A 12,655-nucleotide genomic window follows, 5' to 3' on the forward strand; every position below is an offset into this window, starting at 1 on the left:
CTTACTAAGCTGACAGGGAATGAACATGTTGGATATCTCGCAATTCGATCAGATTAACCCGCCGGCACGCCTGCTGATGGGGCCGGGGCCGATCAACGCCGATCCGCGCGTGCTGCGTGCCATGTCGAGTCAGCTGATCGGCCAGTACGATCCGGCGATGACCGGTTACATGAATCAGGTCATGGCGCTGTATCGCGCGCTGTTCCGCACCGAAAACCGCTGGACGATGCTGGTGGACGGCACCTCGCGCGCCGGTATCGAGGCGCTGCTGGTTTCCGCCATTCGGCCGGGCGATAAGGTGCTGGTGCCGGTCTTCGGCCGCTTCGGGCATCTGCTGTGCGAGATTGCCCGCCGCTGCCGCGCCGAGGTGCACACGATCGAGGTACCGTGGGGCGAGGTGTTCAGCGCCGATCGCATCGAAGACGCGATTAAGCGAGTGCGCCCGCGCCTGCTGCTGACGGTGCAGGGCGACACCTCCACCACCATGCTGCAGCCGCTGGATGAGCTGGGCGATATCTGCCGCCGCCACGGCGTGCTGTTCTACACCGATGCGACGGCTTCCTTCGGCGGTAATCCGCTGGAGACCGATGCCTGGGGGCTGGATGCGGTCTCCGCCGGGCTGCAGAAGTGCCTGGGCGGCCCCTCCGGCAGCTCGCCGGTCACTCTCAGCCCGCAGTTTGAAGAGATTGTGCGCCGCCGTAAATGCGTGGAGGCGGGGATCCGCACCGCCGAGCATGCCGACGGCGACGACGAGATGATTTACTCCAACTATTTCGACATCGGCATGATCATGGATTATTGGGGGCCGGAGCGCCTGAATCACCATACCGAAGCCACCAGCATGCTGTTCGCAGCGCGCGAATGTGCGCGGGTGATCCTCGAAGAAGGGCTGGATCACGCCATCGCCCGCCACCGGCTGCATGGCGCGGCGATGCTGGCGGGCATCCGGGGCATGGGGCTGGCGGTGTTCGGCGATCTCGAACACCGCATGAATAACGTGCTCGGCGTGATGATCCCGCCGCAGGTGCACGGCGAACAGGTGCGGCAGATGATGCTGAACGACTTTGCCATCGAAATCGGCACCTCGTTCGGCCCGCTGCAGGGCAAGATCTGGCGCATCGGCACCATGGGCTACAACGCGCGCAAGGATTGCGTGCTGCAAACGCTGGCGGCGCTGGAGGCGGTGTTGAACCGCCTCGGTTTCGCCAGCAAGCAGGGCGAGGCGTTGCAGGCCGCCTGGAACGTTTATGACGCAGGCAAGCGTGGATGACGCCGCTGGAGGCGCAGCAGGCTGCCGCACGGGTGATGGCGCGCTGTGACGAGCTGGCGGCGATCAGCGCAGAGCCCGATCGGCTGACGCGTCTTTATCTCTCTGCCGAACATCGGCGCGCCAATCACCGGGTCGGGGAGTGGATGCGCGAGAGCGGTATGCGGGTGTGGCAAGACAGCGTCGGTAATATCTGCGGCCGTTATGAAGGGCACACGCCCGGTGCCCCCGCGCTGCTGCTCGGTTCGCATCTGGACACGGTGCGTAACGCCGGGCGCTATGACGGCATGCTCGGCGTGCTCACGGCGCTGGAAACGGTGACGCACTATCACCGCCAGGGGCGTCGATTGCTGCTGGCGCTGGAGGTGATCGGTTTTGCCGACGAAGAGGGCGCGCGCTTTGGCGTCACGCTGCTCGGCAGCTGCGGGCTGACCGGCCAATGGCCGCAGGAATGGCTGGCGCAGACGGATGCCGACGGGGTGAGCATCGCGCAGGCCATGCGCGACTTTGGGCTGGATCCGGCGGCGATCGAGCAGGCGCGTCGCGCGCCGCTGGAAATCCGTGCTTATCTGGAATTGCATATCGAACAAGGCCCGTGCCTGGAGGCGGCCGACCTTGCGCTGGGCGTGGTGACGGCGATCAATGGCGCGCGCCGGCTTACCTGCACGTTCAGCGGTGAAGCGGGCCACGCCGGCACGGTGCCGATGGGGCAGCGCAAAGACGCGCTGGCGGCCGCGGCGGAATGGATAACGGTGGTCGAAACGTTGACCCGCGCCGCCGATCCGCATCTGGTTGCCACCGTGGGGTGTATTGAATGCCTGCCGGGCGCGGCCAACGTGATCCCCGGCGAAGTGCGATTGACGCTCGACGTCCGCGGCCCGCAGGATGCACCGCTGGCGGCGCTGTTGACGGCGTTGCTGGCGCAGGCGCAGACGATCTGCGCGCGCCGCGGCGTGCGCTTCGGCAGCGAGGAGTTTTACCGCATTGACGCCACCGCCTGCGATAGCGAGCTGCAGCAATGCTGGCAGACGGCCGTCGAGCAGGTACAGGGGCGCAGCCTGGCGCTGCCGAGCGGCGCCGGGCACGACGCCATCGCCGTGGCGGCGCACTGGCCGGTCGGCATGTTGTTCGTGCGTTGCGCCGGCGGCGTCAGCCATCATCCGGCCGAAGCGGTGCGTCAGGCGGACGTGGCGCTGGCGATCCAGGCCTATTGCCTGACGATCGCCGGCTGGGAAAAGGGGGAGTCAGTCTAAACGCAGAAAGCTGTCGGCGTCGCGCCAGGCCGGGAAGGCGCTGCGGTAACTCTGCAGGGTTTCCAGCGACAGCTCGGCGTCCAGCCGCGTGGCCGCGCCTGGCTCCGCATCCGCCAGGATCTCGCCCTGAGGGCTGATGATCAGGCTGTCGCCGCTGTAGCTCAGGCCGTTGGGATCGTCGCCCACCCGGTTGCAGCCCGCCACATACACCTGGTTTTCAATCGCCCGCGCCGCCAGCAGCGTTTGCCAATGGTGACTGCGCGGCGCCGGCCAGTTGGCGACGTATAGCGCCAGATCGTAATCCTGCTGATAGCGTGCCCAAACCGGGAAACGCAGGTCGTAGCAGATCTGCGGCAGGATGCGCCAGCCGCGCCACTCGACGATTTCACGCCGGTTGCCGGCTTGGTAGTGCAGGTGTTCGCCGGCCATGCGGAACAGGTGGCGTTTGTCATAGGCGTGTACCTGGCCGCCCGGCTCCACCAGCAGGAAACGGTTGACCGCGCCCTCGTCGGTTTTCAGCGCCACGCTGCCGCCGATTAACGCGTGGCTTTTCACCGCCCAACCGTGCAGCCAGTCGATCACCTGCTGTTCGGGCAGGGCGCTCTCGCCGGCATCCATGGCGAAGCCGGTGGTGAACATCTCCGGCAAGACGATGAGATCGCGGCCGACGATCGGCGCCAGCAACGCGTCGAAGGCAGCCAGATTGGCGAGGCCGTCGCGCCAGACCAAAGGTTGCTGCAACAGGGTAATTTTTAAAGTCGACATAACCGCTCCGCAGCTGCATCCAGCGTGGCGTCCTGTTTAGCGAAGCACAGCCGGATCAATTTATGGGGGAAAGGATCGGCACAGAAGACCGACAGCGGAATGGCCGCCACGCCCGCGTGCTCGGTTAACCAATGGCAGAACGCCACATCGTCCAGATCGGAGATGGCGCCGTAGTCCGCCAGCAAGAAGTATGTACCCGCGCAGGGTAAAATTTCCAGTCGGCTGCTCGCCAGCGCCTGCACAAAGCGGTCGCGTTTGGCGCGATAGAACGCCGGCAGGTGCCGCCAGTGCTCCGGCTCGGCGCGCAGGCTATCCGCCAGCGCCAGCTGGGCCGGGGTATTGACCGAAAAGGTCAGGTATTGATGCACTTTGCGTACCTCGGCGCTCAGCGCGGCGGGTGCCACGCAATAGCCCACTTTCCAGCCGGTCATGTGGAAGGTTTTGCCGAAAGAGGACACCGCGATCGCGCGTTGGCGCAGCTGCGGGTGGGCCAGCACGCTGGCGTGGCCGCCTTTGGCGAAGCAGATGTGTTCGTAAACCTCGTCGCTGAGCACGTAGATTTCGCGTTCGGCGACAGCGTGCCACAACTGCTGCATGTCTTCCGCCTGCCAGGCGGTAGCGGACGGGTTGTGCGGCGTGTTGACGATCACCAGGCGGGTGCGCGGCGACAGCGCGGCGGCGAACCCTGGCCAATCCACGGCAAACGCGGGCGGCTGCAGGGCGATGCGTTTGAGTATGCCGCCGGCCAGCGTCACCGCCGGTGCATAGCTGTCGTAGCTGGGATCGAAACAGACCACTTCGTCGCCGGGGCGCACCAGCGCGCTGATGGCTGCGAACAGCGCTTCGGTAGCGCCGGCGGTGACGGTCACTTCTGCGGTGGCGTCCGGTTGCCAGCCATACAGCTCGGCGGTTTTGTCGGCGATGGCTTCGCGCAGCGGCGCCACGCCGGTCATCGGCGCATATTGGTTGGCGCCCTGGGCGACGTGCCAGGCCAGACGTTCTTTCAGGTAGTCCGGGCCGTCGAAATCGGGGAAGCCCTGCGACAGGTTGATCGCCTGGTGCTGCTGCGCCAGCGCGCTCATCTGGGTAAAGATGGTGGTGCCCAGTGAGGGCAGTTTGCTTTCGGGAATCAATGCGGAAGTGCTCATAGCAGGTGAATACTCCAGGCGCTTATATTGCCGTCAATATAACACGATGCTAGTATTTGGCAATCAAGACGCTTAGATGGCTAAATGCGAAAAAGTGCTTAGCCCGCCACGCGGCAGGCAAAGCTTCATCTGCCGGCCGCCTTACCGAACGGGAAACGATAATAATGACGGATAATCCGCAACTTACCGCATTGCTGGCGGCCTGCCACTGGATTGGCGACAAAGGCTGGTGCCCGGCGACCGGCGGCAACATGTCGCTGCGCCTGGACGAACGTCAGTGCCTGGTCACCGAGTCCGGCAAAGACAAGGGCAGCCTGAGCGCCGCCGATTTTCTGCAGGTGGATATCGCCGACAATCATGTGCCGAGCGGCCGCACGCCGTCGGCGGAGACCGGATTGCACACGTTACTCTACCGCCTGTCTGCGCACATCGGCGCGGTGCTGCATACCCATTCCGTCAACGCTACCGTCCTGTCGCGGGTGGAGCGCGGCGATGCGCTGGTGCTGCAGGGGTACGAAATGCAGAAGTCGCTGGCCGGCCAGCGCAGCCACCTGGACAGCGTGGCGATCCCCATTTTCGACAACGATCAGGACATTCCCCGGCTGGCTGCGCGCGTGGCGGCCTATGCCGAGGCCACGCCGTTGCAATACGGCTTTCTGGTGCGCGGCCACGGTCTGTATTGCTGGGGAAGCCAGGTGGCGGAAGCTCGCCGCCATCTTGAAGGGCTGGAATTCTTGTTCCAGTGTGAACTGCAACGCCGTTTACTGGAGGCGAAATGATCCGCGCCATCGTGACTGATATTGAAGGCACCACCAGCGATATTCGCTTCGTGCATCAGGTACTGTTTCCTTACGCCCGCGAACGGCTGGCGGATTTTGTGCGCCGCCATGCCGCTGAGAGCGAAGTCGCCGCACCGCTGGCGGCGCTGCGCGCTGAAATTGGCCAACCGCAGGCCGATCTCGACGTGCTGATCGCCGCGCTATACCGTTTTATGGATGAAGACCGCAAATCCACTGCACTCAAAGCGCTGCAGGGCATCATCTGGCGCAGCGGCTACCGCGAGGGTGATTTCCGCGGGCATCTGTATCCGGAAGTCGCCGGGCAGTTGGCCGCCTGGCAGCGGCAAGGGGTGAAGCTCTACGTCTATTCCTCCGGTTCGGTGGAGGCGCAGAAGCTGCTGTTCGGCCACAGCGACGCGGGCGATCTGCAGCCGCTGTTCAGTGGCTATTTCGATACGCACGTCGGCGCCAAGCGTGAAACCGCGTCGTACCGCAACATCGCGCAGGCTATCGGCATTGCGCCCGACGAGCTGCTGTTTTTGTCCGACATCCACCAGGAGCTGGATGCGGCGCAGGCCGCCGGCTGGCATACCTGCCAGCTGATCCGCGATGAGGCGGACGCGCAGAGCCGGCATCCGCAGGTTAACCGTTTTGATCGTATCGATTTAGGGGAGTTCGTCTCATGAGTGGATTGACCATTTTCAGCGATACAGCGCCGCAGCAACCGCTGTGGCAGAGCCGTGATGCGCAGGAGATCCAGCGGCAATTGGCGCAGATCGGCGTGCGCTTTGAGCGCTGGCAGGCGGATCGCGAGCTGGGCGACAATCCGCAGCCGGAGGCGGTGATCGCGGCCTACCAGCATGAGATCGACCGGCTGGTGGCGGAAAAGGGTTACCAGAGCTGGGACGTGATCAGCATGCGGCCGGACCATGAACAGCGCCAGGCGCTGCGTGAAAAATTCCTGTCCGAACATACGCACGGCGAAGATGAAGTGCGCTTTTTCGTCGAGGGCGCAGGGCTGTTTTGCCTGCATCTGGACGGCAAGATCTTTCAGATCCTGTGTGAAAAGAACGATCTGATCTCGGTGCCGGCCAACACCCGCCATTGGTTCGATATGGGATCGGCGCCGCATTTCACCGCGATCCGGGTGTTCGACAACCCGGAAGGCTGGGTGGCGCATTTCACCGGCGACAAGATCGCCGATGCTTATCCGCGTTTGGACTGAGTGCCGATGGGCGGGCGTTAACCCAACGCCCGCTGGAAAATCCCCGCTTCAACCTGCTGCGGCGTAATCACGCCGCTGTCGAATACCCATCCGCTGATGAGCTTCGCCGGCGTGACGTCGAACGCCGGATTGTAGACCGGCGCATCGTTCGGCGCCCACTGGCAGGCGCCGAAGCTACCTGAAACGCCGGTGACTTCGGCCGCCGCGCGCTGCTCGATCGGGATGGCTGCGCCGTCCGGGCAGTGCGGATCGTGGGTGGTGTGCGGGGCGGCCACGTAGAACGGGATGCCGTGATAGTGCGCCAGCACCGCCAGGCTGTAGGTGCCAATTTTGTTGGCGACGTCGCCGTTGGCGGCGATGCGATCCGCGCCGACCCATACCGCATCGACCTGGCCCTGCGCCATCAGGCTGGCGGCCATCGAATCGCAGATCAGGCGATAGGGAATGCCCAGCTCGCCCAATTCCCAGGCGGTCAGACGGCCGCCCTGCAGCAGCGGCCGGGTTTCATCGACCCATACCTGTTGCACTTTGCCCTGCCGGTGGGCGTGCAGCAGCACGCCGATGGCGGTGCCGACGCCGGCGGTGGCCAATCCGCCGGTATTGCAGTGGGTCAGCAGGCGGCTGCCGGGCTTGACCAGCCCAGCGCCGTGATCGGCGATGCGATCGCACAGCCGGCGATCTTCTTCCACCAGCCGCAGCGCTTCGTTCACCATCGCCGGCGCCCAGTCAGGCTCCGCCAGCGCCAGCTTCATGCGATCCAGATTATTCATCAGGTTGACCGCCGTCGGGCGGGCGGCGCGCAGCGTGTGCAGCGCCTGTTCCAGCTCGCCGCGCGGCAGACCGCGTTCCGCCAGCAGCGCCAGCAGCAGGCTGGCGGACAGCCCGATCAGCGGCGCGCCGCGCACCCGCAGGCTGTGAATGTGTCCGACCAGTTCCTCCACGCTGTCGCAGGCGCGCCACCGCTTTTCCTGCGGCAGGGCTTGCTGATCGAGGATCCAAAGGCGGTTGTCCTGCAGGGTCAAGCTGGTGGTGTTAAGCGCTTGCATCGGCGGTTAATTCCTTGTTGCGTGGTTATTGCATCTGAAACGCTATTCTGCCAACATGACTTCCAGATGTATAGACGTCCAAATGCTTTTACGTCTAAATAAACAGAATCGCTGGGGTCAGTGAGAGAGAACAGAGGGGTTGGGGAATGTCGCTTTATCGTACGTTTACGGCTGCCGATGCCGTTGAATATGCCCGCCAATACGGGCAGGTGGCCGATCCGCAGGCGCTGGTGAGCGCCGACGAGATCGGTGACGGCAACCTGAACCTGGTGTTCAAGATCCGCGATCGCGAAGGCGTGAGCCGGGTGATCGTCAAACAGGCGCTGCCCTACGTGCGCTGCGTGGGCGAATCCTGGCCGCTGACGCTGGATCGGGCGCGCATCGAAGCGGAAACGCTGCGGGTTCACGGCGGTTTCTGCCCGCGGCATACGGTAAAAGTCTTGCATCACGATCCCGAATTGGCGGTGATGGTGCAGGAAGATCTCTCCGATCATCGCATCTGGCGCAGTGAGCTGGTACAAGGCAACTATCACCCGCTGGCGGCCGGGCAGCTGGCGGAATACCTGGCGCAGACGCTGTTCCACACCTCCGATTTTTATCAGTCGGCGCAGCAGAAGAAGACGGAAGTCAGACGTTTCACTAACCCCGAACTGTGCCAGATCACCGAAGACCTGTTCTTTACCGATCCCTATATCGACCATGAGCGCAATCAGTTCGAGGCGGCGCTGTTGCCGCAGGTGCAGGCGCTGCGCGAGGATGCGCCGCTGAAGCTGGCGGTCGCCGGCCTGAAACATCGCTTCCTCACCAAGGCAGAGGCGCTGTTGCACGGCGATATTCACAGCGGTTCGATCTTCGTGGCGGAAGGCCGATTGAAAGCGATCGACGCCGAATTCGGCTTCTACGGCCCGATCGGTTTCGATATCGGTACTGCGTTAGGCAACCTGCTGCTCAACTATTGCGGGCTGCCGGGGCTGTTCGGGCCGCGCGACGCCGCCGCCGGGCGCGAGCAGCGCTTGCAGGATGTGCGCGAGCTATGGCTGATCTTCGCCGATCGCTTTTTGGCTTTGTGCCATCAGCAAAGCCGGGATGCGGCGCTGGCGACGCCGGGTTACGCCGAGCTGTTCCTGCAACAGGTCTGGACCGATGCGGTCGGGTACTGCGGCACCGAACTGATTCGGCGCACCATCGGCCTGGCGCACGTCGCCGATCTGGACAGCATCGCCGACGCCGATATGCGCCTCGACTGTCAGCGCCATGCGCTGGGATTGGGGCGCACGCTGATCGTCAATGCGCCGCAGATCGAGCATATTGACGCGCTGTTGGCGCGCATTCGTCAGCAGGGCTGAAAAGGCGGGTGCTCGTGGATCTTGCCTGACACCATCAGCCAACGGGCGGGGCGAACCCCGCCGTTGGGTTGCCTTACCGTTCGGATTCGTAAGCCAAAGTGGCCGCAACCTCCGAGTCTCCCAGCCTGATGCGCAGTTCGCACAGCGAACCGCGGGTTAGCCAGATGAACGCGATCAGCGTCATACAGACGATCACCAGTTTAAGTACGACCCGTTTTTGCTGCATTTTCGACCTCCCTATCCTTGCCTTGCGGCGGGTAAGAGGCTAACCTGATGTTGCTTGGCATCAGAGTGGCCTCGGGTTGATAATATCGACTCGGGGCCTTTCTCTTTCTCTCCTTTGCCAAGGCTCCGGACAGAAAGATCCAGAGCACCCGCTGCGCAGTCTACTCGAACTTCCTTCCCGTGAAATCCGCCGCTGCGCCAACCTGCGGCGCGGTGCGCAGTTTGTCATGAAAGCAAAAGAAAAAGGGGCGATGATGATCGCCCCTTGGATGCGTGAAGTGAACGTTAAGCCGCTTCGGTCTGCTGTTGGCGCTTAGACTGCGCCGCCGGCTTTTCCGGCTTGGCGGCCGCCAGCGCATCCGGCGCAAAGTCGTCCACGTTGATGGAGCGCAGGCGGCTCTCTTCGGCTTTCACCAGAATTTTCGCTTCATCGGCGCTGATCTTGCCTTCTTCCAGCGCGCGCTCCGCCAAACGATCCAGGCGGGTGAACGGCAGGTTTTTGCCGGCCGCCTTGCACAGGCGTTCGTGAATCGGCTCGGCGGCCATCACGTCGGCCAGCGCCGCTTCCAGCAGGCCGATTGGGTTATGTTCGCTCGGCGTCAGGTACTGGCCGCGCCCCAGACGGCTGCGGGTGGCGGAAGGCACCTGCAGGATCTTGGCCAACTGGTGATCCAGACGGTCGGACGGTGCGGTATGCACGCGGCCAAACGGGAAGACCACGAAGCGCAGCGCGCCGGCGATAAAGCGGTTCGGGAAGTTGCGCAGCAGGTCATCCAGCGCCTGTTCGGCTTTATGCAGGCTGTCTTGCACGCCCCAATGCACCAGCGGCAGATCTTCTTTCTGACGGCCTTCGTCGTCAAAGCGTTTCAGCACGGCGGAAGCCAAATACATCTGGCTGAGGATGTCCCCCAGGCGAGCGGAGATGCGCTCGCGGCGCTTCAGGCTGCCGCCCAGCACGCCCATGGAAACGTCCGACAGCAGCGCCAGGTTGGCGCTCAGGCGGTTCAACTGCTGATAGTAACGACGGGTCGCGTCCTTGGTCGGCGTGGCGCTGGTGCGGCCGTTAGTCAGGCCCAGCCAGAAGCTGCGTACCTTGTTGCTGCCGACGTGGCCCAGATGGCCGAACAGCGATTTATCGAAGGCGTTCAGATCGTTGCTTTGTGCCGCCGCCATTTCATCCAGCACATAAGGATGGCAGCGGATCGCGCCCTGGCCGAAGATCATCATGGTGCGGGTCAGGATGTTCGCGCCTTCCACCGTAATGGCGATCGGTGCGCCCTGATAGGCGCGAGCCAGGAAGTTGGATTCGCCCAGCATGATGCCTTTACCGCCGGCGATATCCATGGCGTCAACGATCGACTGCTGGCCGCGGTGCGTACAGTGGTATTTGACGATGGCCGACAGCACGGCCGGCTTCTCGCCCTGCACCAGCGCATAGGTGATCAGCGAAGCGGCGGCGTCCATCACATAGGTGTTGCCGGCGATGCGCGCCAACGGCTCTTCGATGCCTTCCATCTTGCCGATGGAGATCTTGAACTGACGGCGAATGTGCGCGTAGGCGCCGGTCGCCAGGGCGATGGATTTCAGGCTGCCGGTAGAGTTGGACGGCAGGGTGATGCCACGACCGACCGACAGACACTCAACCAGCATCCGCCAGCCCTGGCCGGCCATTTTCGGCCCGCCGATAATGTAATCGATCGGGACGAACACGTCGGTGCCGCGGGTCGGGCCGTTCTGGAACGGCACGTTCAGCGGGAAGTGGCGGTTGCCGATTTCCACGCCCGGCGTGCTGGTCGGGATCAGCGCACAGGTGATGCCCGGGGATTCGTTGTCGCTCAGCAGGCGGTTCGGGTCATGCAGTTTGAACGCCAGGCCCAGTACGGTGGCGACCGGCGCCAGCGTGATGTAGCGCTTGTTCCAGGTCAGGCGCATGCCCAGCACCTGCTTGCCTTGCCATTCGCCCATGCACACGGTGCCCACGTCCGGAATGGCGCCGGCATCGGAACCCGCTTCCGGGCTGGTCAGCGCGAAGCAAGGGATCTCGTCGCCGCGCGCCAGACCCGGCAGATAGTGGTTTTTCTGTTCTTCGGTACCGTAGTGCTGCAGCAGTTCGCCCGGGCCGAGGGAGTTCGGCACGCCGACGGTGATCGCCAGGATGCCGGAAACGCCGGCCAGTTTTTGCAGCACCATCGCCTGAGCATAAGGAGAGAATTCCAGACCGCCGTACTCTTTCTTGATGATCATCGCGAAGAAACGGTGTTCTTTCAGGTATGCCCAGAGTTCAGGCGGCAGATCGGCCAGTTCGTGGGTGATCTGGAAGTCGTTGGCCATGCGGCAGGCTTCTTCCACCGGGCCGTCGATAAACGCCTGCTCTTCTTCCGTCAGGCGCGGTTTCGGGTAGCTGTGCAGCTTGTTCCAGTCCGGCGCGCCGCGGAACAGATCGCCTTCCCACCAGGTGGTGCCGGCGTCGATCGCTTCCTTCTCGGTGGTGGACATCGGCGGCATCACCTTGCGGAAGGCGCGCAGCGCCGGCGCGGAGAGCAGAGAGCGACGCACAGAGGAAAGGTTCAGCGGCAGCAGCACGATCGCCAGCGGCAGCAACAGCCAGAAGCTCCACAGGCCGATCGCGCCCATGGCGGCGGTGTACGCCACCAGGATCAGGCTGCTGAGGGTAAGGTTCACTCGGTGGTAGAACACCACGCCGAGGAGAGCCAGGAAAACGACAATACTAAGAACCATCATAAGAAGCTCCGAAGTAGTAAGAGGTCTGACCTGTTGTGTGTATGTAATAGGTTTTAGTACAAGGCAGAATTTTTATCAATGCGTTTACAGTTTAATTACAACTCAGGTCACAAACTGACAGCACCAATCATCAAAAACCTCTCCGCTTCCTTAACCGGCGCGCTGTTTGGCTGAGAATGCTTCTCGCTGTTTCCGCGATCCGGTACACTGCGGAGCGGAAGATTTGACGATAACAAGAGGTTCCTCATGTACCACGACCTTATTCGCAGTGAACTGAACGAAGCGGCTGATACCCTGGCGAAATTTATCAATGACGACGCCAATATCGACGCCATCCAACGCGCGGCGGTGCTGCTGGCGGACTCCTTCAAAGCCGGCGGTAAAGTGATCTCCTGCGGCAACGGCGGTTCCCATTGCGACGCGATGCACTTCGCCGAAGAGCTGACCGGCCGCTACCGTGAAAACCGCCCGGGCTACCCGGCGATTGCCATCTCGGACGTGAGCCATCTGTCCTGCGTCAGCAACGACTTCGGCTATGAGTATGTGTTCTCCCGCTATGTGGAAGCGGTGGGCCGCGAAGGCGACGTGCTGCTGGGCATTTCCACCTCCGGCAACTCCGGCAACATCATCAAGGCCATCGACGCGGCGCGCGCCAAAGGGATGAAAGTGATCACCCTGACCGGCAAGGACGGCGGCAAAATGGCGGGTTCCGCCGATGTGGAAATCCGTGTGCCGCACTTCGGCTACGCCGATCGCATTCAGGAAATCCACATCAAAGCGATTCACATCTTGATTCAGCTGATCGAAAAAGAGATGGTTAAGGCTTGATAGCCTGCGGGGAGCTGCGGCTCCCCCAGGA

Annotated in this window: 12 protein-coding genes; 7 read left to right on the plus strand and 5 right to left on the minus strand. The window is 63.1% G+C overall.

Annotated elements, in window-relative coordinates; all coding sequences use genetic code 11:
* Positions 1-25: 25 nt before the first annotated feature.
* Positions 26-1,270, plus strand: a complete 1,245-nt coding sequence (locus tag ACK3CV_RS04780) for a pyridoxal-phosphate-dependent aminotransferase family protein (protein WP_164040376.1) — start codon at positions 26-28, stop codon at positions 1,268-1,270.
* A complete protein-coding gene (gene hpxK, locus ACK3CV_RS04785; protein WP_164142001.1) occupies positions 1,267-2,520 on the plus strand; it encodes an allantoate amidohydrolase in 1,254 nt (417 codons plus the stop codon). Before ACK3CV_RS04780 ends, hpxK begins: the two co-directional genes overlap by 4 nt.
* Here the strand turns inward: hpxK and ACK3CV_RS04790 are convergent.
* Positions 2,512-3,285: an amidohydrolase gene (locus ACK3CV_RS04790; RefSeq protein WP_041033464.1), complete on the minus strand. Its 774-nt coding sequence runs from the start codon at positions 3,283-3,285 to the stop codon at positions 2,512-2,514. The genes hpxK and ACK3CV_RS04790 overlap by 9 nt on opposite strands.
* Positions 3,273-4,433 carry a pyridoxal phosphate-dependent aminotransferase gene (locus tag ACK3CV_RS04795; protein WP_164040374.1) on the minus strand — a complete coding sequence of 387 codons (1,161 nt, stop codon included), beginning with the start codon at positions 4,431-4,433 and terminating at the stop codon, positions 3,273-3,275. The genes ACK3CV_RS04790 and ACK3CV_RS04795 overlap by 13 nt, the downstream gene beginning before the upstream one ends.
* 164 nt (positions 4,434-4,597) lie before the next feature.
* Here ACK3CV_RS04795 and ACK3CV_RS04800 point away from each other — a divergent pair, with 164 nt between their 5' ends.
* The 3 genes from ACK3CV_RS04800 to ACK3CV_RS04810 are packed head-to-tail and all read left to right on the plus strand — an operon-like array spanning position 4,598 to position 6,437.
* On the plus strand, positions 4,598-5,212 hold the full coding sequence (locus tag ACK3CV_RS04800; RefSeq protein ID WP_164040372.1) for a methylthioribulose 1-phosphate dehydratase: 615 nt from the start codon (positions 4,598-4,600) through the stop codon (positions 5,210-5,212).
* The gene (mtnC, locus tag ACK3CV_RS04805; protein WP_033637200.1) at positions 5,209-5,898 is read left to right on the plus strand and encodes an acireductone synthase; all 690 of its coding nucleotides are present in this window, start codon (positions 5,209-5,211) and stop codon (positions 5,896-5,898) included. The genes ACK3CV_RS04800 and mtnC overlap by 4 nt, the downstream gene beginning before the upstream one ends.
* Positions 5,895-6,437 (plus strand): 1,2-dihydroxy-3-keto-5-methylthiopentene dioxygenase, encoded by a 543-nt coding sequence (locus ACK3CV_RS04810; protein ID WP_015376726.1) that lies wholly within the window; start codon positions 5,895-5,897, stop codon positions 6,435-6,437. Before mtnC ends, ACK3CV_RS04810 begins: the two co-directional genes overlap by 4 nt.
* A gap of 17 nt (positions 6,438-6,454) precedes the next feature.
* Here the strand turns inward: ACK3CV_RS04810 and mtnA are convergent, their stop codons facing one another.
* A complete protein-coding gene (gene mtnA / locus ACK3CV_RS04815; protein WP_164040370.1) occupies positions 6,455-7,483 on the minus strand; it encodes an S-methyl-5-thioribose-1-phosphate isomerase in 1,029 nt (342 codons plus the stop codon).
* 146 nt (positions 7,484-7,629) lie between these two features.
* On the opposite strand from mtnA, the gene mtnK reads away from it, so the two are divergent.
* Complete coding sequence (gene mtnK, locus ACK3CV_RS04820) at positions 7,630-8,829, plus strand: S-methyl-5-thioribose kinase (protein ID WP_033637202.1); 1,200 nt, start codon at positions 7,630-7,632, stop codon at positions 8,827-8,829.
* A 73-nt stretch (positions 8,830-8,902) separates the two neighbouring features.
* On the opposite strand, the gene ACK3CV_RS04825 is transcribed toward mtnK, so the two are convergent.
* Both ACK3CV_RS04825 and fadE read right to left on the minus strand, forming a co-directional pair.
* A complete protein-coding gene (locus ACK3CV_RS04825) occupies positions 8,903-9,055 on the minus strand; it encodes a Hok/Gef family protein (protein WP_004930217.1) in 153 nt (50 codons plus the stop codon).
* Positions 9,056-9,339: 284 nt separating this feature from the next.
* A complete protein-coding gene (gene fadE / locus ACK3CV_RS04830; RefSeq protein ID WP_033653340.1) occupies positions 9,340-11,796 on the minus strand; it encodes an acyl-CoA dehydrogenase FadE in 2,457 nt (818 codons plus the stop codon).
* 246 nt (positions 11,797-12,042) lie between these two features.
* On the opposite strand from fadE, the gene lpcA reads away from it, so the two are divergent.
* Positions 12,043-12,624 carry a D-sedoheptulose 7-phosphate isomerase gene (gene lpcA, locus ACK3CV_RS04835; protein WP_004930220.1) on the plus strand — a complete coding sequence of 194 codons (582 nt, stop codon included), beginning with the start codon at positions 12,043-12,045 and terminating at the stop codon, positions 12,622-12,624.
* Positions 12,625-12,655: the final 31 nt, after the last annotated feature.

Source organism: Serratia sp. TSO36, assembly GCF_057808395.1.